The following is a 25,232-nucleotide window of genomic DNA, read 5'->3' on the forward strand; positions in this document are numbered from 1 at the left end:
GGATTCCTTTCCATGACGACACCCGCTTCATTCGATTCCCTCCCCGATTCCGCGCGACGCGTCGCGCTGCTGCTGCGCGAGCGCGGCCATGCGAAAGGCATCGTGATGCTCGCCGAAACCGGCAAGACGTCGGCCGAGGCCGCGGCCGGGCTCGGCTGCTCGGTCGCGCAGATCGCGAAGTCGATCCTGTTTCGCCGGCAGGCCGACGGCGCGCCCGTGCTGGTGATCGCGAGCGGCGTGAACCGCGTCGACGAGCAGAAGGTCGCCGCGCAGGTCGGCCCGGTCGGTCGCGCGGACGCGAAGTTCGTGCGCGACCACACCGGCTATGCGATCGGCGGCGTGTGCCCGATCGGCCATCTGGTCGAACCCGTCACGCTGATCGACGCCGACCTGCTCGCGCTCGACAGCCTGTGGGCCGCGGCCGGCCATCCGCACGCGGTGTTCAACCTGTCGCCGCACGAACTCGTGTCGCTGACGGGCGCGCCCGTCGCGGACGTCGCGTTGCGGGCATCCGCATGAGCGACGTGACGATGCCGCTCGCCACGGTCGCGTCGCCGTGCACCGACGTCTGCCGGATCGATCCGCGCACCGACTGGTGCGCGGGATGCCTGCGCACGCGCGGCGAGATCAAGGGATGGCGTGAGTCGGACGACGATGCGAGGCGCGCGCTGCTCGCACGGCTGGACGCGCGTCGGCGGCTGATCGCGGGCAGCGAGACATAAAAAAAAGCCGTTCAGCCTCACGGGCGAACGGCATCGAGATCGGAATCCTGTGAACGTGATCAACGTCACAGCCCGCATCATACGAGCGACGCGGGCGCATCGCATCGGGTGTTTCCCTACAGCTTCTTGCAGCGCTTTTCATCGATGCGCACGACGTCCGCGCGACGTCGTTGCGCAGGCAATCTGCATCCCCGACACGCGCCTTCGACGTGCCGCGGCGGAAGCGCGCCGGCGCGCCGAATCGTCCGACCGTTTCAGTCGCCGACCGTCGCGCGACGGGCCGGCACGATGCGCCAGCCGAGGTTCACGCCGGCCGCCGCGAGCAGGATCAGCAGCGCGCCGAACACCTGCGTCCATGCGAGCGTCTGCCCGAACGCCACGCGATCGACGGCGATCGCGACGACCGGATAGACGAACGACAGCGCGCCCGTCATCGCGGTCGGCAGCTTCTGGATCGCGCCGTACAGCAGCACGTACATCAGCCCCGTGTTGACGATGCCGAGCACGATCAGGTCGGCCCATTGCCCGGCCGTCGCCGGCAAGGTGTCGAACTGCGCGAACGGCGCGAGCAGCAGGATGCCGAGGCCGACCTGCAGCAGCGCGAGCAGATGCGGCGGCGTGCCCTTCAGGTGCTTCGTGATGATCGACGAGATCGCATACAGGAATGCCGCGCCGAGCGACAGCGCGACGCCTTCCAGATATTCGCCGGGCACCGCGAGCACGGCCGGCTCGACGCGCACCACGAACACGAGCCCGGCGAACGCGAGCGCGAGCCACGCGAGCGTCGACGCGGTGATCCGCTCGCGGAACACGATGGCGCCGAGCGCGACGAGCATGAACGGCTGGGTGTTGTAGACGGCCGTCGCCATCGAGATCGACGCGCGCGAATAGGCGGCGAACAGCAGCAGCCAGTTCGCGACGATCGCGAGGCTGCCGAGCGTCGCGAGCGCGAGCATCCGCGGCGAGAACAGCGAGCGGCGCAGAAAGCCGAACGCCGCGCAGACGATCGCGAGCGTCGCGGCGCCGAACACGCAGCGGAAGAACACGACATTCGTCAGCGGCTGCCGCGACGACATCACGAGCCAGCCGATCGTGCCGGACATCAGCATCGCGACGATCATCTCGGCGGCGCCGCGGCGCATTTCATTCGAGGCCATCAAGAACTCCGTTGAATAGCGGGGATGACTTCGATTCTAGAAACTTGCTTTCGCCGCAACCACGGATAAACTGAAGTGAATCAGCCGATTCACCTTCGAAAGCAAAGCGATCATGCCGAAACGCCTTTCTCCGCCCGCGGTCGCGTCGCTCGACGCGACCGACCGCGCGATCGTCGCCGCGCTGGCCGACGACGCCCGCATCGCGACCAGCGAACTCGCCCGGCAGATCGGGCTGTCGGCGCCCGCGACCGCCGACCGCGTGCGGCGGCTCGAGGCGCAAGGCGTGATCGCCGCGTTCACCGTCGAGCTCGACCCGCGCGCGCTCGGCTACACGCTACAGGCGATCGTCCGCGTGAAGCCGCTGCCGGGCCAGTTGCATCTGGTGGAGGAGTTGCTGCGGCGCATTCCCGAATTCGTCGAATGCGACAAGGTGACCGGCGACGACTGCTTCATCTGCCGGCTCTACCTGCGCACGATCGAGCACCTCGACGACATCCTGTCGAAGGTCACGGAGCGCGCGGAGACGAGCACCGCGATCGTGAAATCGACGCCCGTGCCGCGCCGCCTGCCGCCGCTCGTCGAGGACGACCACGCGCACCGCTAAGCCGCGCGCGGCGCATGTCGGCGAGCCGCGCGCGGCGCGCACCATCGGGCCGTAGGCGGCACGCGCCGCCGCCCGCCCCGTCACGCGGCCGCGTCGCGCGCGTCGAAGAACGCGAGCAGTTCGCCGATCAGCGCGGCGGGCGCCTCTTCCGGAATGTAGTGCCCGCAATCGAGCGCGCGGCCGCTGACGTCGCGCGCGACGCGCCGCCACTCGTCGAGCGGATCGAAGCAGCGGCCGACGACGCCGTGCTCGCCCCACAGCACGCGCAGCGGGCACGCGATCTTGTTGCCGCGTTCGAGATCCGCGCGATCGTGCTCGAGATCGATCGTCGCCGAGGCGCGATAGTCCTCGCACATCGCATGCACGGCGCCCGGCTGCGCGAGCGCCGCCCGGTACGCGTCGAGCGCCTCGGGCGCGAACGGCGCCAGCCCGGCCGACCGGTTGCCCATCACGCGCTCGACGTACGCATCGGTGTGCGCGCCGATCAGCGTCTCGGGCAGCGGCTCGGGCTGGATCAGGAAGAACCAGTGGAAATACGCGGTCGCGAACGCGCGATCGGTTTTCTCGTACATCGCGAGCGTCGGCGCGATATCGAGCAGCATCATCCGCTCGACGGCCTCCGCGTGATCGAGCGCGAGCCGGTGCGCGACCCGCGCGCCGCGATCGTGCGCGCATACGTGGAACTGCGCGAAGCCGAAATGCCGCATCACGGCGACCTGGTCCGCCGCCATCGCGCGTTTCGAATACGGCGCGTGCCGCGCGTCGCTCGGCGGCCGGCCCGAGGCGCCGTAGCCGCGCAGGTCGGTGGCGATCACGGTGAAGTGATTCGCGAGCGTCGCGGCGACGCGATGCCAGATCATGTGGGTCTGCGGATGGCCGTGCAGCAACAGCAGCGGCGGACCCGCGCCTCCTTTGACACCGAAAATGTCGGTGTCCTGCACCGTCACGCGAAACGGTGCAAACGCCTCAAACGACATGGTTTATTTCTCGTTGGTTTGTTATGGCGGCTATTTTAGGAGCGCCGGCGCGTCTTCACAGCGGGGTAAGCACGCGAAACCGTAGAAAGAGAACACTCACTCGATTGCCGGCCCACCGCCGAGTTTGTTAAGCTCGCGTAGAATCGCACGACCGTTCGTATTAATATGAACGACCGCGTTCCGCCGCTACACTCAATACACGCAAATCACCGTCCGACCGCAACGCCCCCGGAGACTGGAGACATCACATGGCATTGCCCACCGTCCTGCAGAACCTGACGCTGCCCGTCATCGCGTCGCCGATGTTCATCGTCAGCTACCCCGAACTCGTGCTCGCGCAATGCAAGGCGGGCATCGTCGGTTCGTTTCCCGCACTCAACGCGCGTCCGGCCGAACTGCTGGACGAGTGGCTCACGCAGATCCAGTCGGAACTCGCCGACCACAAGGCGAAACACCCCGATGCGGTGATCGGCCCGATCGCGGTCAACCAGATCGTCCACCAGTCGAACGCGCGGCTCGAGCACGACGTGCGCGTGTGCGTCGAGCACAAGGTGCCGATCTTCATCACGAGCCTGCGCGCGCCGGCGCGCGAGATCGTCGACGCGGTGCACGGCTACGGCGGCATCGTGCTGCACGACGTGATCAACCTGCGCCACGCGCAGAAGGCGCTCGAAGCGGGCGTCGACGGGCTGATCCTCGTCGCCGCCGGCGCCGGCGGCCACGCGGGCACGACGTCGCCGTTCGCGCTGGTCGGCGAAGTGCGCAAGATCTTCGACGGTCCGATCGTGCTGTCCGGCTCGATCGCGAACGGCGGCTCGATCCTCGCCGCGCAGGCGATGGGCGCGGATTTCGCGTACATGGGCACGCGTTTCATCGCGACGCAGGAAGCGCACGCGATCGACGACTACAAGCATGCGATCCTGAATGCGAAATCGTCGGACATCATCTACACGAATCTCTTCACGGGCGTGCACGGCAACTACATCCGCGAGAGCATCGAGAAGGCCGGCCTCGATCCGGACGCGCTGCCGGAATCCGACAAGACCAAGATGAATTTCGGCAGCGACAAGACGAAGGCGTGGAAGGACATCTGGGGCGCCGGCCAGGGCGTCGGCCTGATGGACGATCTGCCGAGCGTCGGCGCGCTCGTCGAGCGGCTCAAGCGCGAGTACGACGACGCGAAGGCGCGGCTCGGCATCCCGCGCTGATGAAGGCGGCGGCCGTCGCGGCCGCCCTCGACGCGAGAATCGTCCAGCCAAACGAAAAGCGCGAACCGCAATGGTTCGCGCTTTTCGTTTGGGCCGCCGCGGCGGGAAACGTCGCTCAGACCGCGCGCTTCATCCGCGTGATCGGCAGCACGCGCAGGCGCGATTCGATCGACGGGCACAGCGACTGCCCTTCGAAACGCGCGGCCAGGAAATCGACGAACGAGCGCACCTTCGCGGACACGTGGCGGCGGCTCGCATACACCGCATAGATCGGCGCCTCGTGCGGCGGCACGGAATCGAGCAGCACCGGCACGAGCCGGCCCGATTCGATGTCGTCGCCGACCACTTCGGTGCCGAGCAGCGCGATGCCCGCGCCGGCGAGCACGGCCGCGCGCAGCCCTTCGAGATGATTGACGATCAGGTTGCCGTTCAGGCTCACGCGCGACGCGGCGGCCGCGTCGATCACCAGCGAATCGAGCGTCGTCGAATTCGAATCGCGCCGCAGGTAGTTGTGGTTCGCGAGATCGGCGATCGTCTCGGGCGTGCCGTGCTTCTCGAGATACTCGGGCGACGCGACCAGCAGGATGTGCGCGGTCGCGATCTGGCGCGCGACGAGCGACGACGATTTCAATCCGTTCGGCGCCGCGCGCACCGCGACGTCATAGCCTTCCTCGATCAGGTCGACCACGCGATCGGACAGCGTCATGTCGACGGTCACGTCCGGGAACCGGCCCGCATAATCGGTGACGGCCTGCATCACGTGCCGCAGCCCGAACGCGGACAGCGACGTCACGCGCAACCTGCCCTGCGGCACCACGCTCGCGGCGCCGACGGCCTGGCCGGCTTCGTCGAGTTCGGACAGCGCCTGCACGAGGCGCTCGTAGTATTCGCGTCCCGCCTCGGTCGGCGCGACGCGTCGTGTCGTGCGATGCAGCAGCCGCGCGCCGAGCTGCTGCTCGAGGTGCATCACGTGCTTGCTCGCCATCGCCGCCGACATCTGCATGCGCTCCGCCGCGCCGACGAAGCTGCCCACTTCGACGACGTAGCGAAACACATTCATGCTGACGAGGGTATCCATCGAACTAGCTCGCAATCCCGGGGAATCAACCAATTACGAGATAGGGTAACAAAGGCGTGGGAACAGAAAGGTCAAGAAAGGCAAAACGGCGCCGCGGGTGACGGCGCCGCTTCGGGCCGGAAATGACGGGCGCGAAAACATGCAGTCGGCACGCGTGATTGACGCGCGCGGCCGGCGCTTCGATCGCGCGCGTGGGTCAGAACTTCGCGCGAATGCCTGCGCCGAACGTGTTGCCGGTCGACAGGCCGCTGATATGGTCGTTCATGTAGGCCGCGTAGACGTCGGTGCGCTTGGACAGCGGATAGTCGTAGCCGACGGCCCAGGTCTGGCGCGTCTGGTCGAGGCCGCCCGCGTCGCGCGAGTATGCATACGACGCCATCGCGTTGCCCACGCCGATCGGCACCGACACGCCGCCCTGCGCGGTGTTCACGTGCCAGCTGCCCGCGACCTGGTCGTTCTTCGTATACATGTACTGGCCGAACAGCTTCACGAGCTTCAGGTCGTAGGTCGCGCCGACCAGCGCGATACCCTGGCTCTTCATGCCGGTCACGAGCGCGCTCAGGTCCTGCGGGCCGTTGTTGAAGTTCACGTACTGATATACGGCGGTCGCCGCGAACGGGCCGTTCGCGTAGTTGAACTGCGCGCTCCACTTCTTCGAGCGGTTGTCGCCGGCCTGGTTGCCAAGGGCGTACATCGCGCCGAAATTCAGGCCACCGAACGAAGGCGACGTGTAACCCACCGCGTTGTTCCAGCCCGAATCGCCGACGGCGCCCTGGTCGCTCGGATAGGTCGGGAACGTGCCAAGGCCGAGGAACACGTGATACACCATCGGCGAGAAGGTGTACGAGTCGTAGAACGGGTTGAACAGGATCGTCGACAGGAACAGGTGCGTCGTCAGGCGGCCTGCCGTCACCGTGCCGTACGGCGAGCTGATGCCGACGTACGCGTTGCGCGCGAAGAACGTGTCGCCCTGGAAGCGGCCGTACTGGCCGTTCTGCGCGCGGAAGAAGCTCTCCAGCGTGAAGATCGCCTTGTAGCCGTCGCCGAGATCCTCGGTGCCGTGCAGGCCCCAGTACGACGTCGACATCCCGCCGCCCGACACGTTCCACGCACGATCGCCGCCCGGGAACTTGGTGGCGCCGACCCATTCGTCAACCTGCCCGTAGAGCGAGACGCTCGACTGCGCATGGACGGGTGCGGCGGCCGCCACGCAGGCGGCTGCGGCGATCAGCTTGACGGACGTGCGCGACGCACGGCGGGCGAATGCTTTCATGGGATCTCCAGGTTTTGTCGGATAGTCGATAAGTGGCGCGAGCGTTGTTGTTTGGAGCCGAGTGCTTGCGTCGTATGGGGCGCAGCCATCTTTACGGATCATTCGTCCGGTCAAAATTGCGCACACTTATTGCGGGTATAGCGCCTGCATTAACTTCGCGGCATGTATCCATGGCCGGATGCACGGCGGCGGCCCGGCGCGAATACGGTCGCACCGGCGGACGGCGGCGCGGCATGCGCGCACCGGGCGCGAAAGATAGCGCAATGCGGCGGGAAAATCAGCGGAAATCTGCGCGCGACTGTGGCGAATTCGCATCAGCCGGCAAGGGGACGAGCGCCGGGGGCGCTCAGTTTCGGTAGAACGGGGAGAACGAAGGCGAGTGTGCAGGCTCTTCCTGCGAGCGGGGCGGCGGCATCGGGCGACCGCCGCGCTCCTCGTTGTAGCGGGCGACGTCGGCGCGGATCGAGCCGGCCCGCAGCGGGACGTTGCCGCCGCCCGGCGGGCGCGGCATCTGGCGGACTTCGGCGCTGATCGGCCGATACGGGCTTTGCGCGGCGTAATGGCCGTACGACGGCGTCGGGCGCAGCCCCCAGCGGGAGCCGGCGCCGCTCACGCCGCCGGCACGTACGCCGGCAGGCGGTGCGACGTGACGCCAGCCCGGACCGCCGCCGGGGCCGCCGGCCGGCCGGCCGTACGCGCGCATGTCGCCGCCGCCGAAGCCGTGGCCGCCGAAGCCGTGACTGCCATGGGGCGGCTGGGCCAGCGCGAGCGGCATCAGCAGCGCGCCGAGCGCGCCTGCCACCCATCGTCCGATCTTCCGTTTCACCCGTTCCGTCATCGTTCCGTGCCCATCGACGCCCGCCGTCGGTTCCTTTCGGCCGACCCAAGGCTTTCAGCAGTAATTTATGAGCGGGGGGAAAGTGTGTCGAGCCAAAAAGTGTTAGGTCGCCGGCATCGGTGTAACACCATGTTACTGCTAGGTTTTTTCGCTTCGGCACGCGATTGCGGCAGAACGTTCTTCTGCGGTTTCGAGCATGGCCGGGGCGACGCGGCGGCCTTCGCGTCATGCAATCGATTCATCAATCGATTCACACAATGAATTTGTTTGGTGAATCGCCAACCCGGACAATAACGCCATCCGCGCGCGCGACGCGCGCCTTCGCCGTTTCCAAATCGAGTTCCCGATGGCCCGTCCCCGTTTTCTGCCCGACAACTTCACGCTCGCGCTCATCGGCACCGTCGTGCTCGCGAGCCTGCTGCCCTGCCGCGGCCCGGCCGCCCATGCGTTCAACTGGGCGACCAACATCGCCGTCGGCCTGCTGTTTTTCCTGCACGGCGCGAAACTGTCGCGCGAAGCCGTCGTCGCCGGCGCGACCCACTGGCGGCTGCACGCGATCGTGCTGCTCAGCACGTTCGCGCTGTTCCCGCTGCTCGGCCTCGCGCTGAAACCGGTGCTGCAACCGCTCGTCACGCCGACGCTGTATGCGGGCGTGTTGTTTCTGTGCGCGCTGCCGTCGACGGTCCAGTCGTCGATCGCGTTCACGTCGATCGCGAAAGGCAACGTGCCGGCCGCCGTGTGCGCGGCCTCGGCGTCGAGCCTGCTCGGAATCTTCGTCACGCCGGCGCTCGTCGGGCTGATGATCACGTCGCAGTCGGCCGCGGCCGCGTCGCCGTGGAGCACCGTCGGCAGCATCGTGATGCAGTTGCTCGTGCCGTTCATCGCCGGCCAGTTGCTGCGGCCCGTGATCGGCGGCTGGATCGACCGCAATCGCGGTGTGCTGCGCTTCGTCGACCAGGGCTCGATCCTGCTGGTCGTCTACGTCGCGTTCAGCGAGGCCGTCAACGAAGGGCTGTGGCACCAGATTCCGCCGCGCGCGCTCGGCGGCCTGCTCGTCGTCAACCTCGTGCTGCTCGCGATCGCGCTGCTGCTGACCGCGTTCGTCGGCAAGCGGCTCGGCTTCAACCGCGCCGACCAGATCACGATCATCTTCTGCGGGTCGAAGAAGAGCCTCGCGGCCGGCGTGCCGATGGCGAAGGTGATCTTCTCGGCGAACGCGGTCGGCGCGATCGTGCTGCCGCTGATGCTGTTCCACCAGATCCAGCTGATGGCGTGCGCGGCGCTCGCGCAGCGCTGGGGGGCGCGCGACACGAGCGGCGAGCACGACGAAGGCGACACGGCAGCCAGGTCCGGCGCGCTGAGCGCGGGCAAGCGCTGATGCGCTGATGCGCTGATGCGCGGGGGCGCGGGGGCGCGATGGCCGCCGATGGCGGCCTTCCGCCTTCCGCCTTTCTGCTTCCCGCTTCCCGCCTCTCCCGCCCACCTCCCTTCCACCCCTCGCCCCGATGCGCATCCGGCTCGCTGCACCGGCAACACGTGTCGTGTCACACAATCTTCATTCAATTCTCCGCCAGCGGTGCCGTTAAGCCGGTCGTCCCGTCGATTCGGCTGCCTTCGCCAATGCCCGCGTCCTCCTCCGATTCCGCCGCCCCCCGCACCACGCGCCTGATCGCGGATCGCGCGCTCGCCGCCGTGTTCCAGCCGATCGTCGACCTCGGATCGGGGACGGTCGTCGGTTACGAAGGGCTGATCCGCGGCCCGCGCGGCACCGATCTCGAGCCGCCCGCCGCGCTGTTCGCGCAGGCCGCGCGCGAAGGCGAAACCATCGCGCTCGAACGAGCCGCCGCGCTCACCTGCCTCGACGCGTTCGCGGCGCTCGGCTGCGACGGCAAGCTATTCCTCAATTTCAGCGCGGGCGCGATCCTCACGCTCGCCAGCGAACGCGAGCGCACACGCCAGTTCCTCGGCCGCGCGCGGATCGGCGCCGAACGCATCGTGATCGAACTCACCGAGCAGAACGCGATTCCCGATCTCGCGGACATCGGGCCGGCGGTCGCGTCGCTGCGCGACGCCGGCATCCAGTTCGCGCTCGACGACTACGGCACCGCGAATGCAAGCATGAACCTGTGGCTGCGCCTGCACCCGGACGTCGTGAAGATCGACCGCTTCTTCATCCACGACATCGCGCACGACCCGCTCAAGTTCGAAGCCGTGAAGGCCATGCAGCACTTCGCGCAGGCGAGCGGCGCGAAGCTGATCGCGGAAGGCATCGAGAACGAATGCGACCTGATCGTCGTGCGCGACATGGGCATCTGCTGCGTGCAGGGCTTCCTGCTCGGGCGGCCGAACGCGCAGCCGTCGCGGGTGGTGGCGCCGGCCGCGCGCGACGCGATCCGCGCGCCGCACATCGCGGTGTTTCCCGGCGTGACGCGCGCGGTGCGGCCGGCCGGCACGATCGCCGGCAAGATGCTCGTGCCCGCCCCGGCGCTGCCGCGCGACGCGACCAGCAACGACGTGATCGACCTGTTCAACCGGATGCCCGATCTGCACGCGGTCGCGCTCGTCGAGCGCGGGCGGCCCGTCGCGCTCGTGAATCGCCGCGGCTTCATCGACCGTTTCGCGCTGCCCTATCACCGCGAGGTGTTCGGGAAGAAGCCGTGCCTGCAGTTCGCGAACGATGCGCCGCTGATGATCGACAACGCGACCACGTTCGAGCAGCTCGCGACGCTGCTCGCGCGCCACGACCAGCGCTATCTCGCGGACGGCTTCGTGATCACCGAACACGGGCGCTATGTCGGGCTCGGCACCGGCGAGAGCCTCGTGCGCGCGGTGACCGAGATGCGCATCGAGGCCGCGCGCTACGCGAATCCGCTGACCTTCCTGCCCGGCAACATTCCGATCAGCGCGCACATCGACCGCCTGCTCCAGCGCGACGCCGGCTTTCACGCGTGCTACGTCGACCTGAACCAGTTCAAGCCGTTCAACGACCAGTACGGCTACTGGCAGGGCGACGAAGTGCTGAAATTCGCCGCGACGGTGCTGGCCGGCGTGTGCGATCCGCAGCGCGACTTTCTCGGCCATGTGGGCGGCGACGATTTCCTCGTGCTGTTCCAGCGCGACGACTGGCGCGAGCGCGCCGCCGACGCGATCGCACGCTTCAATGACGGCGCGCAACTCTTCTACACGCAGGCGGACCGGCAGGCGGGCGGGCTGCGCGGCGAGGACCGCCACGGCAACCCGGCGTTCTTCGGGTTCGTGACGATGGCGATCGGCGCGGTCGGCGTGCCGGCCGGCGCGCACGGCGCAAAGCGCTACGGCAGCGACGAGATCGCGTCGGTCGCGGCGCTCGCGAAGCGGCGGGCGAAGCAGCAGCCGGACGGGCTCGCGGTCGTCGATCTCGATGCCGGCCGCGCCGCGCTGCGCGATCGCGGCGAACCGCCGGCCGTGGCGATCGCGGCGGGCTGAACGGCGGGCTGAACGGCGGGCTGAACGGCGGGCTGAACGGCAGGCAGCCGCCGGGTGCGCACGGAAAGCGCTCGCGCACCGTGCGGCGGCACCGATGCCCGGCCGGCGCAAGGTTCGACTATTGCGCAACGGCATCGCTCGTCGCGGGCCGCAGCCACAGCGCGGCGCGCCCCCGCGCTCGCCTCGGCCCGCAGTCCGGCTGCCCCTCGCGGCCCCTTTTCGGCACTCCGTCGGCACCGGCAGACAATCCGCACACCCACCTTGCCTTTTTCGCGTTTTGTTTAGTATTTTTAGTAACGGCGTTTTCGCAGATTAGCGCCTGAAAACCCATTATTCGCGGGTATTCCCCGGTTATCCGGCCCGAATTCCGCGATACGTTTTACTATACAATCGCCTCCACCCTAAACAAACGGACCCCGAACGATGGGTACGACCATTCGCGACGTGGCGCGGGCGGCAGAGGTCTCGATCGGCACCGTCTCCCGCGCGCTGAAAAACCAGCCCGGCCTGTCCGAAGCCACGCGCGCGCGCATCGTCGAGATCGCGCGGCAGCTCGGCTACGATCCCGCGCAGTTGCGGCCGCGCATCCGCCGGCTCACCTTCCTGCTGCACCGCCAGCACAACCGCTTTCCGGCAAGCCCGTTCTTCTCGCACGTGCTGCACGGCGTCGAGGACGCATGCCGCGAGCGCGGCATCGTGCCGACGTTGCTCACGGTCGGCCCGAACGACGACGTGCTGCGCCAGATGCGCCCGCATGCGCCCGACGCGATCGCGGTCGCGGGCTTCATCGAGCCCGAGACGATCGAGGCGCTCGCCGCCACCGGCCGGCCGCTCGTGCTGATCGACCTGTGGGCGCCCGGGCTGCGCTCGGTCAACATCGACAACGCGACGGGCGCGGCGCTCGCGATGCGCCATCTGCTCGCCACCGGCCGCTCGCGGATCGCCTTCATCGGCGGCTCGGCCGCGCACTACAGCATCGCGCAGCGCGCGATCGGCTATCGGCGCGCGTTCTTCGAAGCCGGGCGATTGTTCGATCCCGCGTACGAAGTGACGATCGACGCGGGGCTCGACCCCGACACCGGCGCCGCGCGTGCGATGGAGCAACTGCTCGACGCGCCCGGCCCGCGCCCCGACGCGGTGTTCGCGTACAACGACGCGGCCGCGCTGGCCGCGCAACGCGTGTGCGTCGCACGCGGCCTGCGGATTCCGGACGACATCGCGATCGTCGGCTTCGACGACATCCCGGCCGCCGCGCACGCGAACCCGCCGCTCACGACGCTCGCGGTGGACAAGGAAGCGCTCGGCCGCCGCGGCGTCGAACTGCTGCTCGCGGAATCGCCCGAGCGCACCGAGATCTCCCTGCCCGTCGAGCTGATCGTGCGGGCCAGCAGCCAGCCCGCCGGCTCACCGGCATTCGATACCGCCACGGTCCAAGAATCATGAACATGCCCCCGGCCCACTCCCGCGCCGCCGCGCCGGCCAGCCACGCGCAAGCGGCACCGTTCGTCGCGAGCTTTCGCGACCCGTCGTTCCTGCTGTCGCACATCGAAGACACGCTGCGCTTCTACGCGACGAACGCATTCGACCCGACGGGCGGCTTCCACCATTACTTCCGCGACGACGGCAGCGTCTACAACCGCACGTCGCGCCACCTCGTCAGCACCTGCCGGTTCGTCTTCAACTACGCGATGGCGTACCGCCATTTCGGCGATCCGCGCCACCTGGAATACGCGCGCCACGGGCTGCGCTTCCTGCGCGACGCGCACTGGGACGACGCGCTGCAGGGCTACGACTGGGAGCTCGACTGGCGCGACGGCGCGAAGCACGCGACGCTCGACGGCACGCGCCACTGCTACGGCCTCGCGTTCGTGCTGCTCGCGGCCGCGCACGCGACGATGGCCGGCATCGACGAAGCGCGCCCGCTGATCGCCGCCACCTACGAGCTCGCCGAGCACCGCTTCTGGGATGCGGCCGCGGGCCTGTATGCGGACGATGCGACGCCGAACTGGATCGTGTCGTCGTACCGCGGCCAGAACGCGAACATGCACATGACGGAGGCGCTGCTCGCCGCCTACGAGGCGACCGGCCACCTCACGTACCTCGATCGCGCGGAGAAGGTCGCGTCCCACGTCACGCAGCGCCAGGCCGCGCTGTCGGGCGGGCTCGTGTGGGAGCACTACCATGCGGACTGGTCGATCGACTGGGATTACAACAAGGAAGACAGCTCGAACATCTTCCGTCCGTGGGGCTTCCAGCCCGGGCACCAGACCGAATGGGCGAAGCTGCTGCTGATCCTCGAGCGGCACCGCCCGCTCGACTGGCTCGCGCCGCGCGCGGCCGAGCTGTTCGATGCGGCGCTCACGCACGCGTGGGACGCCGATCACGGCGGCCTCTGCTACGGCTTCGGCCCCGACTTCACGATCTGCGACCACAACAAGTATTTCTGGGTGCAGGCGGAAACCTTCGCGGCCGCCGCGATGCTCGGCGCGCGCACCGGCAGCGAGCGCTTCTGGGACTGGTACGACGAGATCTGGCGCTACAGCTGGGCGCATTTCGTCGATCACCGCCACGGCGCGTGGTACCGGATCCTGACCTGCGACAACCGCAAGTACAGCGACGAGAAGAGTCCGGCCGGCAAGACCGACTATCACACGATGGGCGCCTGCTACGACGTGCTCGCGACCCTCGCGCGTCTGCAACGCAGCGAGCCGACGCAATGAGCGGCGGCACGTTTCCGGCTTTCGTGTCGGCGGGCGACATCCTGACCGACATGGTGCGCGCGGGCGACGCGCAATGGACGTCGGTGCCGGGCGGCGCCGGCTGGAACGTTGCGCGCGCGGTCGCGCGGCTCGGCATCCCGAGCGCGCTCGCCGGCTCGATCGGCGAAGACTGCTTCTCCGACGTGCTGTGGCGCACGAGCGAGGCGGCCGGCCTCGACCTGCGCTTCCTGCAGCGCGTCGCGCGGCCGCCGCTGCTCGCGATCGTCCACGAGACGCGCCCGCCCGCGTACTTCTTCATCGGCGAAGCGAGCGCCGATCTCGCGTTCGATCCCGCGCGGCTGCCGGCCGGCTGGACCGAGCACGTGCAATGGGCGCATTTCGGCTGCATCAGCCTCGTGCGCGAACCGCTCGCGGGCACGCTGGCCGCGCTCGCGGCCGACCTGCACGCGCGCGGCGTGAAGATCAGCTTCGATCCGAACGTGCGGAACCTGATGACGGCCGCATACCGGCCGACGCTGGAGAAGATGGCCGCGCTCGCCGACCTGATCAAGGTGTCGGACGAAGACTTGCGGCACCTGTTCGGCGGCGACGGCCCCGACGCGATCGCGGCGGTGCGCGCGCTGAACCCGCGGGCGGCCGTGCTCGTCACGCGCGGCGCGCAGACGGCGACGCTCTACGCGGACGGCGCCGTGCACGAAGCCTGCCCGCCGCGCGTCGAGGTGGCCGACACCGTCGGCGCGGGCGACGCGTCGATCGGCGGCCTGCTGTTCAGCCTGATGGCCGCGCCGCAGCGCGGCTGGCGCGAGCATCTCGCGTTCGCGCTGGCGGCCGGCGCCGCCGCGTGCCGGCATACGGGCGCACATGCGCCGACGCTCGATGAGGTCGTCGCGCTGCTCGAAGGTTGAACGGACAGTGAAGGGCGCGCAGGCGGGTGACCGGCCGCCGATCGGTCACCGATAAACCGCGTTCCCCATGCTGCGCCGCAGTGCTACGATGAAGCGTCCTTTTCGCGGGAGAGCACGATGGACACGAACACGTTCACGAAAGGCATCTACACGGCCAAGGCGCATACCCAGCATGCGGGCAACGGGCAGTTCCAGGGTTACGTGATCCTCGCGCGCGACGACGGGGACGACACCGAGAACATGCGCTACGACGTCCACTCGACGAGCCCCAGCGAGGAAGAAGCGTTCGACGAGGCGAAGGCGCTCGCGCACCGGATCCTCGGCGAGATCGAGCTGTGACGCGCTCCTCTTTTTCGGCGCGGCTCAGAGCAGCCGCGCCACCATCGATACCAGCATCGTCAGCACCAGCGTCGACATGAACGGGAACGGGTAGCGCCGCCCGCCGAGCGTCAGCGTGACGTCGCCCGGCATCCGCCCGATGCCGAGCTTGCCGAGCCACGGCCAGCAGCGCGTCAGAATCATCACCGCGATGAACGTCGTCAATAGCCAGCGCAGCATGCCGGGCTCCCCGTCAAAGCGCGTGCGAGCGGTCGCCGCGCGCGAACGCGTCGAGCGTGCCGTCGATCCCGCGCGAAAACGCGATCACCTTGAACAGCTCGCCCATCTCGGCTTCCGAGATCAGCTTCTGCACCGCGTTCGCGGCCGGCAGGAACTGATGAACGTCGGACGGATCGATCGCGGCCAGCGCGTCGGTGATGCCAGCGTTCAACAGGAAGCGTGCCTGCGACGTGTAGCCGAGCAGATCGGCGCCGGTCGCGACGCCCGCGTCGTAGATGCCGGTGAATTCGACGTGCGCGGTGATGTCCTGCAGGCTCGGGTACACGAACGGGTCGTCGTGCGCGTGGTGACGGTAGTGGCACATCAGCGTGCCGCGGTCGCGCTGCGGGTGGTAGTACTCGTGCGCCGGAAAACCGTAGTCGATCAGCAGCACCGCGCCGCGCGCGAGCATCGTGCAGACGGTGCGCGTGAACGCGAGCGCGGCCTCGTGCGTTTCGGTCACGTAGCCGTCGCCGACGTCGAGCGTCGCGAGCACCGCCGGCAGGCCGGCGGCGTCGACCGGCCGGTCGTCGAACACGAACGCCTGCCGCGCGTCGAGCGCGACGCCGCGCTCGCGCCACGCGCCGTCCGCCTTCGCGAAGAGGCGCACCGGCATCGCGTCGAGCACCTCGTTGCCGACCACGACGCCGTCGAACCGCTCGGGCAGCGCATCGAGCCAGCGCACCTTCGCGGCCAGCGCCGGCACCGCGGCTTCGATCGTGTCGCGCTGCCGTTCGCGCAGCTCGCCCGACAGGTCGACGATCTGGTATTCGTCGAGTTCGACGCCCGGCGCGTCGAGCGCCGCCAGCAGCCCGGCCGCGAGCTTGCCGGTGCCGGCGCCGAATTCCATCACGCGACGCGTGCCGCTCGCCGCGAGCGCTTCGGCGATGGGGTTCGCGAGCGTCTGCGCGAACAGCGGCGACAGCTCGGGCGCGGTGACGAAGTCGCTGCCGTCGTCGGCGCGGCGCCCGAACTTGCGCGCGCCGCCGCTGTAATAACCGAGGCCCGGCGCATACAGCGCGCGCTCCATGAAGCGGTCGAACGGCAGCCAGCCGCCGGCCGCCGCGATCTCGTCGCGCAGTTGCGCGGCGAGGGTTTCGGACTGCGCGAGCGCGTCGGGGCCGGGAGCAGGTAAACTAGCGGGTTCGTGAGCTTTCGGGTTCATCCCGGCATTGTAAATGACCGTTTCAGCCGATACGTCGACCCCACGCGTGGTGCTCGTCACGGGCGCCCTGGGCAGCGCGGCCGACGCCGCGTCGATCGGCCGCGCGCTCGCGACGGGTTTCGCCCGCCGCGGCTGGGACGTCGCGCTGCAGCGCAGCCCGGGCGCGCCGCGCGCAGCCGCCGATGCGCTCGTCGCCGAAGTCGCCGCGCACGGCCGCCGCGCGGCGGTGCTCGACGCCGATCCGGCCCTGGAAGCCAATGCCGCGGCCCTCGTCGCCGCGTGCGGCGAAGCGCTCGGCCGGCCCGCGTGCGCGGTATTCGTCAGCGCCAGCGCCGGCGCCGACGACGCGCACACGGTCGATGGCGCGTCGCTCGCCGCCGCGCTCGCGCGCAACGTGACCGCGCCGCTGGCGCTGGCCCGCGCGCTCGCCGATGCGACGCCGGACGCCGCGCGCGACGACGAAACGCTGCGCGCGTGCGCGATTCACGTACTGGATCAGGCCCTGTTTCACCCGGCGCCGGCGCAGTTCTCGCATGCGCTGATGCAGGCCGCGCTGAACCGCGCGACGTCGGCGCTCGCGCTGGCGCTCGCGCCGAAGGTGCGGGTCGCGGCGCTCGTGCGCGGCCACGCGCCGCACGCGGACGACATCGCGGCGGCCGCCTGCTATCTCGCGAGCGCGCCCGGCGTGACGGGCGCGACGCTGACCGTCGACGGCGGCGAGCACCTGGTGCCGCCCGCCGCCGGCCCGAATGAATGAACCGCGCGGGCGCGGCCTGAGAGCCGCCGCCCGCGCCGCTTTGCGTGCGCGCACGCCAATTTGACTGGGACGACCATGTTTTCCGCTCTCCTGCACCCCCGCCTCGCGGATTGCCGCAGGCTCTACCTGCGCGACTACGAGGTGCACATCAACATCGGGGCCTTCGAACACGAGAAGCGCGGCGAGCAACGCGTCGTCATCAACATCGACCTGTTCGTGCCGCTCGCGCTGTCCACCCCCGTCGACGACCGGCTGCACGAAGTCGTCGACTACGACCTGATGAAGCAGAGCGTCGCGCAGTGTCTGGCGCGCGGCCACATCCATCTGCAGGAAACGCTGTGCGATTCGATCGCCGCGCACCTGCTGGCGCACGACACCGTGCGCGCGGTACGCGTCCGTACCGAGAAACCGGACGCCTATCCGGACTGCGACGCCGTCGGCGTCGAAGTCTTTCGCATCAAGGACGAGGAGCGCGCATGAACGCCCCCCACATGAACGACACGGCGGCCGACGCCGCCACCGCCGAAACCGGCCGCCCCGCGCTGACGCGCCGCGAGCAGAAGGAAGCGTACGAGAACAACAAGCTGTTCAAGCGGATCGTGCGCCAGGTCGGCCAGGCGATCGGCGATTTCAACATGATCGAGCAGGGCGACAAGGTGATGGTGTGCCTGTCGGGCGGCAAGGACAGCTACGCGATGCTCGACGTGCTGCTGCGCCTGCGCGAGCGCGCGCCGATCGACTTCGACATCGTCGCGGTGAACCTCGACCAGAAGCAGCCGGGCTTCCCCGAGCACGTGCTGCCCGAATACCTGAAGCAGGTCGGCGTGCCGTTCCACATCGAGAACCAGGACACCTACAGCATCGTCAAGCGGCTCGTGCCGGAAGGCAAGACGACCTGCTCGCTGTGCTCGCGGCTGCGCCGCGGGATCCTGTACCGCGTGGCCGGCGAGCTCGGCGCGACCAAGATCGCGCTCGGCCATCACCGCGACGACATCGTGCAGACGCTGCTGCTGAACATGTTCTACGGCGGCAAGCTGAAGGGGATGCCGCCGAAGCTGCAGTCGGACGACGGCAAGAACATCGTGATCCGCCCGCTCGCGTACGTGAAGGAAACCGATCTCGAGAAATACGCGGAGCTGCGCGAATTCCCGATCATCCCGTGCAACCTGTGCGGCAGCCAGCCGAACCTGAAGCGCGCGGAAATGAAGGCGCTGATCCGCGACTGGGACAAACGCTTCCCGGGCCGCGTCGACAACATGTTCAACGCGCTCGCGAAGGTCGTGCCGTCGCACCTGATGGACACGACGCTGTACCCGTTCCAGTCGCTGCGCGCGACGGGCGAGGCCGATCCGCAAGGCGACATCGCGTTCGACGAGGAGCCGTGCGCATCGGGCGACGACGCGGCCGCGCCGGGCGCCGCCCAACCGATCTCGGTCGTCCAGTTCGACGACCTGTAAGCAGGGACCGAACACCCGCCGAAACCGGGGCCGGCGGCCTCGTTTCGGCGGTGTCGCCGCGCCGCGACAGGCCCGGAGCGACAAGGGCCGCATGCTAAAATGGACGGCTTCGAACTCTGACCCACGCGCGCGCCATGAATATCGTGATTTTGGCGGCAGGCACCGGCAAGCGCATGCGTTCCGCGCTGCCGAAAGTGCTTCACCCCCTGGCCGGCAGGCCGCTTCTTTCCCACGTCATCGACACCGCGCGCACGCTGCAGCCGTCCCGGCTCGTCGTCGTCGTCGGCCACGGCGCCGAGCAGGTCCAGGCCGCCGTCGCCGCGCCCGACGTCCAGTTCGCGGTGCAGGCCGAGCAGCTCGGCACCGGCCACGCGGTCCGCCAGGCGCTGCCGCTCCTCGATCCCGCGCAACCGACGCTCGTGTTGTACGGCGACGTGCCGCTCACGCGCGCGTCGACGCTGCGGCGCCTGGTCGACGCCGCGCGCGACGGCCGCTACGGGATCCTGACCGTCACGCTCGACGACCCGACCGGCTATGGCCGCATCGTGCGCGACGCGGCCGGCTTCGTCACGCGCATCGTCGAGCAGAAGGATGCGTCGCCGGACGAACTGCGGATCGCCGAGATCAACACCGGCATCATCGTCACGCCGACGGCCCAGCTGTCGATGTGGCTCGGCGCGCTGAAGAACGAAAACGCGCAGGGCGAGTACTACCTGACCGACGTCGTCGAACTCGCGATCGAGGCCGGCTTCGAGGTCGTCACGTCGCAGCCCGACGACGAATGGGAAACGCTCGGCGTGAACAGCAAGGCGCAGCTCGCGGAGCTCGAGCGCATTCACCAGCGCAACGTCGCCGATGCGCTGCTCGTCGACGGCGTGACGCTCGCCGATCCGGCGCGCGTCGACGTGCGCGGCACGCTGCGCTGCGGCCGCGACGTGTCGATCGACGTGAACTGCGTGTTCGAAGGCAACGTGACGCTCGCCGACGACGTGACGATCGGCCCGAACTGCGTGATCCGCAACGCATCGATCGGCGCGGGCACGCGTATCGACGCGTTCACGCACATCGACGGCGCCGAGCTCGGCGCGCACACCGTGATCGGCCCGTATGCGCGGTTGCGCCCGGGCGCGCAGCTCGCGGACGAAGCGCACGTCGGCAACTTCGTCGAGGTGAAGAACGCGGTGATCGGCCACGGCTCGAAGGCGAACCACCTCACGTACATCGGCGACGCCGACATCGGCGCGCGCGTGAACATCGGCGCGGGCACGATCACCTGCAACTACGACGGCGCGAACAAGTTCCGCACCGTGATCGAGGACGACGTGTTCGTCGGCTCCGACACGCAGCTCGTCGCGCCCGTGCGCGTGGGCCGCGGCGTGACGATCGCGGCCGGCACGACGATCTGGAAGGACGTCGCCGAAGGCGTCCTCGCGTTGAACGAGAAGACGCAGACCGCGAAGAGCGGCTACGTCCGCCCGGTCAAGAAAAAGAGCTGAACCATTTGCGGGCGCCCGCGCGGCGCCCGCTTCGACTGACAGGATTGACCATTCATGTGCGGCATTGTCGGCGCAGTTGCGCAGCGTAATATCGTTCCGGTGCTGATCGAAGGATTGCGGCGCCTCGAATACCGTGGCTACGACTCGTGCGGCGTCGCCGTGCTCGAGCCGGACGCACCGAAGCGCGCGCGCAGCGTCGCGCGCGTCGCCGATCTCGATGCGCAGGTGCGCGACACGCACCTCGAAGGCGCGACCGGCGTCGCGCACACGCGCTGGGCCACGCACGGCGCGCCGGTCACGCACAACGCGCACCCGATCTTCTCGTCGAACGCGCTCGCGCTCGTGCACAACGGCATCATCGAGAACTTCGAGACGCTGCGCGAAGCGCTGCGCGCGAAGGGCTACGAATTCGTGTCGCAGACCGACACCGAAGTGATCGCGCACCTCGTGCACAGCCTGTATCGCGGCAACCTGTTCGACGCGGTGCGCGAAGCCGTGCAGCAACTGCACGGCGCGTATGCGATCGCGGTGACGCACAAGGACCAGCCGCACACCGTCGTCGGCGCGCGCCAGGGTTCGCCGCTCGTCGTCGGTCACGGCGACGGCGAGAACTTCCTCGCGTCCGACGCGCTCGCGCTGGCCGGCAGCACCGACCGCTTCACGTTCCTCGAGGAAGGCGACGTGTGCGAGCTGTCGCTCGACGGCGTGACGATCGTCGACCGTCACGGCGCCACCGTGCAGCGTGAAATCCGCGTGGTCAGCGCATACGGCGGCGCGGTCGAGCTTGGGCCTTATCGCCACTTCATGCAGAAGGAAATCTTCGAGCAGCCGCGCGCGATCGGCGACACGGTGCCGCAAACCGAAGCCTTCGACGCGACGCTGTTCGGCGACGCCGCGCCCGCCGCGTTCGCGGCGATCGACAGCCTGCTGATCCTCGCGTGCGGCACGAGCTACTACTCGGGCCTCACCGCGAAGTACTGGCTCGAATCGATCGCGAAGATCCCGACCCAGGTCGAGATCGCGAGCGAATACCGCTACCGCGAGTCGGTGCCGAACCCGCGCCAGCTCGTGCTGGTGATCTCGCAATCGGGCGAGACGGCCGACACGCTCGCCGCGCTCAAGCATGCGCAGTCGCTCGGCCACACGCATACGCTCGCGGTGTGCAACGTCGCGACGAGCGCGATGGTGCGCCTGACCGAGATGCAGTTCCTGACGCACGCGGGCACCGAGATCGGCGTCGCGTCGACGAAGGCGTTCACGACGCAGCTCGTCGCGCTGTTCGTGCTGGCCGCGACGCTCGGCAAGCTGCGCGGGCACGTCGACGCCGCGCAGGAAGCGCAATTCCTGAAGGAGCTGCGCCACCTGCCGGCCGCGCTGAACAGCGTGCTCGCGCTCGAGCCGCAGATCATCGCGTGGTCGGAGGAATTCGCGCGCAAGGAAAACGCGCTGTTCCTCGGCCGCGGGCTGCACTACCCGATCGCGCTCGAAGGCGCGCTGAAGCTGAAGGAAATCTCGTACATCCACGCCGAGGCCTATCCGGCCGGCGAGTTGAAGCACGGGCCGCTCGCGCTCGTCACGGAAGCGATGCCGGTCGTCACGGTCGCGCCGAACGACACGCTGCTCGAGAAGCTGAAGTCGAACATGCAGGAAGTGCGCGCGCGCGGCGGCGAACTGTACGTGTTCGCGGATGCGGACACGCAGATCGTCAACGACGACGGCCTGCACGTGATCCGGATGCCGGAGCACTACGGGCAACTGTCGCCGATCCTGCACGTCGTGCCGCTGCAACTGCTCGCGTATCACACCGCGTGTGCGCGCGGCACCGACGTCGACAAGCCGCGGAATCTCGCGAAGTCGGTGACGGTGGAGTAACCAGGCGACGGGATGGCCCCGTGCCGGGCCGTCCCGACCGCGTGCGGGCGCAAGGCAGGCCGTTTGGCCAGGTCGAAATATGTACCACGTAGTGGTATATAATCCTGTGCTAATTCGACCGGTTCGACATGTCTGCTTCCGTACGACGCGTCTTCAAGACGAAGTGGTTTCACAAGGCAGCCGGGAAAGCGGGAATCGCCGACGACGAGCTTTGCCGCGCGGTGCGGGAGCTGGCCCGCGGTCAGGGCGTCGATCTCGGCGGCAACGTCTGGAAGAAGCGCCTCGACGGCAATCGGCAGCGCGGGATCGTGCTGGGCAAGGTCGGGCACACGTGGGTGTTCGTGTTCCTGTTCGCGAAATGCGACCGCGACGACATCGACGCACGCGAACTGCGCGCCTTCAGAAAGCTCGCCGCGGATGTCGGCCGACACACCGACAGCGACATCGCGACGCTGGTTACCCTGAAAGAGTGGGTGGAGATTTGCAATGGCTAAGAGTCGATTCAAGAGCGACGCGACGGAGGCGGTCCACAGCGCCGCGTCGGGCCTTTATCGTGCGCAACTGATCGACAAGAAGACGATGCGCGAATACGACGATCTCTGCATCGAAGCCGCGCCGCAATTCGATCCGGAAGCGATCGCCCGCATCCGCAAGTCGGTCAACGTCAGCCAGAGCGTGTTCGCGCTCTACCTGAACACGACGACATCGACGATCCGCCAATGGGAACAGGGCGACAAGCGGCCGAGCGGCATCGCCGCGCGCATGCTCCAGATCGTCGAGAAACACGGGCTCGAGGTGTTCTCCTGAGCCGGCATTCCCCGAATGCCCCTGCACGGCCCCGGCTGGACGCGCGCCGCAACGAATATGACGGAGAGACAATGGTAAGACTGTTTGGATGCGGATTGCTGGCGCTGACGTTCGCGTCGTCGGGCTGGGCCGCCGAGCACTACGTCGAGGTCTGGAACCCGCCCGAGGCGCGGCAGCCTGCGGCGCGTACGCCAGGTGCCCGCACGGGTGCCGACGCACGCACCGGCAAGAGCGCGGAGAAGCACGCGAGCGCCACGCCGAAACCCATCGCGAAACCGCACAAGCGCCGCGTCGCGCAGGCCGTGAAAGCCGGCGCGCACCGCCCGGCCACGGCCGACACCCCGGCCGCCCCGCGCCCCGTCGCGCAACCCGCACCCGGGCGTCTCACGGTGATGCAGCCTGCCGCACCGGACGCGACGCGCGCACTCACCTTCTCCGACATCCCGCGTCAATACACGCCGGACGGCAACGTGCTGCAGGTCGGCACGCACGGCCGCTCCGCGGAGGTGACTCGATAATGGAAGCGCAGACCTACCACGGCTACCAGATCTGGGGCCACGCGATCCTGCAGCAGGACGAGATCATGCAGCCCGAGCGCTTCGCGGCGAGCGGCACGATCACGCAGAACAACCGGCTCGTCGAGGCGTCGGGCGTGCTTGGCGTGTTCGACACCGAAGACGACGCGCGCGACGCAGGGCTCGAATGGGCGCGCGCGTGGATCGACAACCACAGCTGACCGAACCCGGCAGCGCGCATCCGCGGCCGCCGTCGCCGGCGCTGCGCCGGGGCGTCGCGCGTCGCAAATGAACGAGGGGGCGTCGATGACGCCCCTTCTTTCGTTCGCCCCCGGAAGCCCGGAACACTCACGCCGCGGCGTGCGGCGGCCTCACCGTCTGCCGCGGCCGGCCGACGAGCCGTGCCAGCACGAGGATCGCCGCCAGCGTCGCGACGTACGCGGCGATCTGGATGCCTGCCGGCCGCGCCGTATAGCCGATCAGCGTATGCAGCGCCTTGCCGACGATGCTCGATTCCTTGAGCAGCCACGACGTGTCCCAGACCACATCGCCCCAGGACGGCACGAAGCCGGCGGCCAGCAGGAAGCCGACGCACTGGCTCGCCATGCCCGCGGCGAGCAGCACGATCAGCGCGTTGGTGACGGAGAACAGGCGCTTCAACGGAATCTGCAGCAGGCCCGCATACATCGCGTAGCCGAGCCCGGCGCCGCCGAGCACGCCGAGCAGCCCGCCGGCGATCATCTGCGGCGTCTGCCCCGGCTCGCCCGCCGCGATCCCGTACAGGAACAGCACGGCCTCGGAGCCCTCGCGCAATACCGCGACGCCGACCACGATCGCGAGCCCGGTCAACGGCCGGCTGCCGGCCGCGACCGCCCGGCCGACCTCGCCCATGTGCAGCGCCATTTCCCGGCCGTGGCGGCTCATCCAGATGCAGTGCCACGCGAGCATCAGCGTCGCGACGAACATCACGCCCGCGTTGAAGACTTCCTGCCCCATGCCGGATGCCCATTGCGAGATCACGTCGGCGAACGCCGCGATCAGGCCGGCGCCGACCACGCCGCCGACCAGCCCGCCGCCGACCCACCAGCCGCGCCGCGGCACGCCCTTCGTGGCGGCCATCACGATCGAGACCACCAGCGCAGCCTCAAGCACTTCACGAAAGACGATCAGGGCAGTGGACAGCATGTCGGTATCGGCTTACTTGACGGTCAGGTGCGTCTTCGACTGCGCTTCGTGATACTCGTCGTGGAACTCGTAGGTGCCGGCCTTCAGCGGCCCGACCAGGATCTCGACCGACTTGCCGGCCGGCACGACCTTCTCCGCCTTGAAGTCGTCGCTTTCGAATTCCGCGGGCGTCGCGTCGAGGTTCTTCACGACGAACTTCACCTTCTTGCCGGCAGGGATCGTCACGCCGTCGGGCGAAAACTTGTGGTCCTTCAACGTCAGGTTGACGACGTCGTCGGCCGCGAAAGCGGACGTGGCCGAGGCGCCCAGCAGGGCCAGCGCGAAACCGATAGCGAAACGGGTCATGGGTGTAATGAGCGGAAATATGGAAGGGAATCGATACTAAGATCGATTCGCATTTTCACCTCGGAGTACCCTTACATGGAGCATGGAGA

At 68.7% G+C, this 25,232-nt stretch carries 28 protein-coding genes; 19 read left to right on the plus strand and 9 right to left on the minus strand.

Going from position 1 to position 25,232, the window contains the following annotated elements:
- Window positions 1–12: 12 nt before the first annotated feature.
- Both QZM72_RS30900 and QZM72_RS30905 read left to right on the plus strand, forming a co-directional pair.
- On the plus strand, window positions 13–519 hold the full coding sequence (locus QZM72_RS30900) for a YbaK/EbsC family protein (RefSeq protein WP_089468619.1): 507 nt from the start codon (window positions 13–15) through the stop codon (window positions 517–519).
- The gene (locus tag QZM72_RS30905) at window positions 516–722 is read left to right on the plus strand and encodes a DUF1289 domain-containing protein (RefSeq protein ID WP_301739960.1); all 207 of its coding nucleotides are present in this window, start codon (window positions 516–518) and stop codon (window positions 720–722) included. Before QZM72_RS30900 ends, QZM72_RS30905 begins: the two co-directional genes overlap by 4 nt.
- 254 nt (window positions 723–976) lie before the next feature.
- On the opposite strand, the gene QZM72_RS30910 is transcribed toward QZM72_RS30905, so the two are convergent.
- Window positions 977–1,879: a DMT family transporter gene (locus QZM72_RS30910; protein WP_301739961.1), complete on the minus strand. Its 903-nt coding sequence runs from the start codon at window positions 1,877–1,879 to the stop codon at window positions 977–979.
- Window positions 1,880–1,991: 112 nt separating this feature from the next.
- Between QZM72_RS30910 and QZM72_RS30915 the strand changes: the two genes are divergently transcribed.
- Complete coding sequence (locus tag QZM72_RS30915) at window positions 1,992–2,483, plus strand: Lrp/AsnC family transcriptional regulator (RefSeq protein ID WP_050014344.1); 492 nt, start codon at window positions 1,992–1,994, stop codon at window positions 2,481–2,483.
- 80 nt (window positions 2,484–2,563) lie between these two features.
- Here the strand turns inward: QZM72_RS30915 and QZM72_RS30920 are convergent, their stop codons facing one another.
- Complete coding sequence (locus tag QZM72_RS30920) at window positions 2,564–3,460, minus strand: alpha/beta fold hydrolase (protein WP_089468622.1); 897 nt, start codon at window positions 3,458–3,460, stop codon at window positions 2,564–2,566.
- A 248-nt stretch (window positions 3,461–3,708) separates the two neighbouring features.
- Between QZM72_RS30920 and QZM72_RS30925 the strand changes: the two genes are divergently transcribed.
- Complete coding sequence (locus QZM72_RS30925; RefSeq protein WP_059521161.1) at window positions 3,709–4,668, plus strand: nitronate monooxygenase family protein; 960 nt, start codon at window positions 3,709–3,711, stop codon at window positions 4,666–4,668.
- Between the two features lie 115 nt (window positions 4,669–4,783).
- On the opposite strand, the gene QZM72_RS30930 is transcribed toward QZM72_RS30925, so the two are convergent.
- The 3 genes from QZM72_RS30930 to QZM72_RS30940 all read right to left on the minus strand — a co-directional run bounded on the left by QZM72_RS30930 (window position 4,784) and on the right by QZM72_RS30940 (window position 7,857).
- Window positions 4,784–5,746 carry a LysR family transcriptional regulator gene (locus QZM72_RS30930; RefSeq protein WP_301739963.1) on the minus strand — a complete coding sequence of 321 codons (963 nt, stop codon included), beginning with the start codon at window positions 5,744–5,746 and terminating at the stop codon, window positions 4,784–4,786.
- Between the two features lie 196 nt (window positions 5,747–5,942).
- The gene (locus QZM72_RS30935; RefSeq protein WP_089468625.1) at window positions 5,943–7,019 is read right to left on the minus strand and encodes a porin; all 1,077 of its coding nucleotides are present in this window, start codon (window positions 7,017–7,019) and stop codon (window positions 5,943–5,945) included.
- Window positions 7,020–7,365: 346 nt separating this feature from the next.
- The gene (locus tag QZM72_RS30940) at window positions 7,366–7,857 is read right to left on the minus strand and encodes a peptide-binding protein (protein ID WP_089468626.1); all 492 of its coding nucleotides are present in this window, start codon (window positions 7,855–7,857) and stop codon (window positions 7,366–7,368) included.
- A gap of 346 nt (window positions 7,858–8,203) precedes the next feature.
- On the opposite strand from QZM72_RS30940, the gene QZM72_RS30945 reads away from it, so the two are divergent.
- From QZM72_RS30945 to QZM72_RS30970, 6 genes are all read left to right on the plus strand, one after another.
- Window positions 8,204–9,235: a bile acid:sodium symporter family protein gene (locus QZM72_RS30945; protein WP_089468627.1), complete on the plus strand. Its 1,032-nt coding sequence runs from the start codon at window positions 8,204–8,206 to the stop codon at window positions 9,233–9,235.
- A 242-nt stretch (window positions 9,236–9,477) separates the two neighbouring features.
- Entirely contained in the window at window positions 9,478–11,322 is a 1,845-nt protein-coding gene (locus QZM72_RS30950) for a phosphodiesterase (protein WP_301739964.1), read from the plus strand.
- A gap of 423 nt (window positions 11,323–11,745) precedes the next feature.
- Window positions 11,746–12,765 carry a LacI family DNA-binding transcriptional regulator gene (locus QZM72_RS30955; RefSeq protein ID WP_089468629.1) on the plus strand — a complete coding sequence of 340 codons (1,020 nt, stop codon included), beginning with the start codon at window positions 11,746–11,748 and terminating at the stop codon, window positions 12,763–12,765.
- Window positions 12,762–14,042, plus strand: coding sequence for an AGE family epimerase/isomerase (locus tag QZM72_RS30960; RefSeq protein ID WP_089468630.1), 1,281 nt, complete (start codon window positions 12,762–12,764; stop codon window positions 14,040–14,042). Before QZM72_RS30955 ends, QZM72_RS30960 begins: the two co-directional genes overlap by 4 nt.
- Window positions 14,039–14,947 carry a carbohydrate kinase gene (locus QZM72_RS30965; RefSeq protein ID WP_301739965.1) on the plus strand — a complete coding sequence of 303 codons (909 nt, stop codon included), beginning with the start codon at window positions 14,039–14,041 and terminating at the stop codon, window positions 14,945–14,947. The genes QZM72_RS30960 and QZM72_RS30965 overlap by 4 nt, the downstream gene beginning before the upstream one ends.
- A gap of 117 nt (window positions 14,948–15,064) precedes the next feature.
- Window positions 15,065–15,286, plus strand: coding sequence for a hypothetical protein (locus QZM72_RS30970; protein ID WP_027785622.1), 222 nt, complete (start codon window positions 15,065–15,067; stop codon window positions 15,284–15,286).
- Window positions 15,287–15,310: 24 nt separating this feature from the next.
- Here QZM72_RS30970 and QZM72_RS30975 read toward each other — a convergent pair whose 3' ends face one another.
- Window positions 15,311–15,505 (minus strand): DUF2905 domain-containing protein, encoded by a 195-nt coding sequence (locus QZM72_RS30975; RefSeq protein ID WP_011546377.1) that lies wholly within the window; start codon window positions 15,503–15,505, stop codon window positions 15,311–15,313.
- 13 nt (window positions 15,506–15,518) lie between these two features.
- Window positions 15,519–16,709 (minus strand): class I SAM-dependent methyltransferase, encoded by a 1,191-nt coding sequence (locus QZM72_RS30980; RefSeq protein ID WP_301739966.1) that lies wholly within the window; start codon window positions 16,707–16,709, stop codon window positions 15,519–15,521.
- 13 nt (window positions 16,710–16,722) lie between these two features.
- Here QZM72_RS30980 and QZM72_RS30985 point away from each other — a divergent pair, with 13 nt between their 5' ends.
- The 9 genes from QZM72_RS30985 to QZM72_RS31025 all read left to right on the plus strand — a co-directional run bounded on the left by QZM72_RS30985 (window position 16,723) and on the right by QZM72_RS31025 (window position 23,834).
- Window positions 16,723–17,466: an SDR family oxidoreductase gene (locus QZM72_RS30985; protein WP_301739967.1), complete on the plus strand. Its 744-nt coding sequence runs from the start codon at window positions 16,723–16,725 to the stop codon at window positions 17,464–17,466.
- 75 nt (window positions 17,467–17,541) lie between these two features.
- The gene (locus QZM72_RS30990) at window positions 17,542–17,946 is read left to right on the plus strand and encodes a dihydroneopterin aldolase (protein ID WP_059576406.1); all 405 of its coding nucleotides are present in this window, start codon (window positions 17,542–17,544) and stop codon (window positions 17,944–17,946) included.
- Window positions 17,943–18,923, plus strand: a complete 981-nt coding sequence (gene ttcA, locus QZM72_RS30995) for a tRNA 2-thiocytidine(32) synthetase TtcA (protein ID WP_301739968.1) — start codon at window positions 17,943–17,945, stop codon at window positions 18,921–18,923. The genes QZM72_RS30990 and ttcA overlap by 4 nt, the downstream gene beginning before the upstream one ends.
- 134 nt (window positions 18,924–19,057) lie before the next feature.
- Window positions 19,058–20,419 (plus strand): bifunctional UDP-N-acetylglucosamine diphosphorylase/glucosamine-1-phosphate N-acetyltransferase GlmU, encoded by a 1,362-nt coding sequence (gene glmU, locus QZM72_RS31000; RefSeq protein ID WP_089468635.1) that lies wholly within the window; start codon window positions 19,058–19,060, stop codon window positions 20,417–20,419.
- A 54-nt stretch (window positions 20,420–20,473) separates the two neighbouring features.
- Window positions 20,474–22,291, plus strand: coding sequence for a glutamine--fructose-6-phosphate transaminase (isomerizing) (glmS, locus tag QZM72_RS31005; protein ID WP_301739969.1), 1,818 nt, complete (start codon window positions 20,474–20,476; stop codon window positions 22,289–22,291).
- Window positions 22,292–22,419: 128 nt separating this feature from the next.
- Window positions 22,420–22,785, plus strand: coding sequence for a type II toxin-antitoxin system RelE/ParE family toxin (locus QZM72_RS31010; RefSeq protein ID WP_089468637.1), 366 nt, complete (start codon window positions 22,420–22,422; stop codon window positions 22,783–22,785).
- Window positions 22,778–23,098, plus strand: coding sequence for a DNA-binding transcriptional regulator (locus QZM72_RS31015; RefSeq protein ID WP_089468638.1), 321 nt, complete (start codon window positions 22,778–22,780; stop codon window positions 23,096–23,098). The genes QZM72_RS31010 and QZM72_RS31015 overlap by 8 nt, the downstream gene beginning before the upstream one ends.
- Before the next feature lie 71 nt (window positions 23,099–23,169).
- Window positions 23,170–23,616: a hypothetical protein gene (locus QZM72_RS31020; protein WP_301739970.1), complete on the plus strand. Its 447-nt coding sequence runs from the start codon at window positions 23,170–23,172 to the stop codon at window positions 23,614–23,616.
- A complete protein-coding gene (locus QZM72_RS31025) occupies window positions 23,616–23,834 on the plus strand; it encodes a hypothetical protein (RefSeq protein WP_006477594.1) in 219 nt (72 codons plus the stop codon). The genes QZM72_RS31020 and QZM72_RS31025 overlap by 1 nt, the downstream gene beginning before the upstream one ends.
- Before the next feature lie 127 nt (window positions 23,835–23,961).
- Here the strand turns inward: QZM72_RS31025 and QZM72_RS31030 are convergent, their stop codons facing one another.
- Both QZM72_RS31030 and QZM72_RS31035 read right to left on the minus strand, forming a co-directional pair.
- The gene (locus QZM72_RS31030; protein ID WP_301739971.1) at window positions 23,962–24,798 is read right to left on the minus strand and encodes an FTR1 family protein; all 837 of its coding nucleotides are present in this window, start codon (window positions 24,796–24,798) and stop codon (window positions 23,962–23,964) included.
- A gap of 12 nt (window positions 24,799–24,810) precedes the next feature.
- Entirely contained in the window at window positions 24,811–25,143 is a 333-nt protein-coding gene (locus QZM72_RS31035; RefSeq protein WP_006488047.1) for a cupredoxin domain-containing protein, read from the minus strand.
- Window positions 25,144–25,232 lie beyond the last annotated feature (89 nt).

Origin of the sequence: Burkholderia sp. AU45388, from assembly GCF_030481585.1 — a bacterium.
Taxonomy (GTDB): Bacteria; Pseudomonadota; Gammaproteobacteria; order Burkholderiales; family Burkholderiaceae; genus Burkholderia; species Burkholderia sola.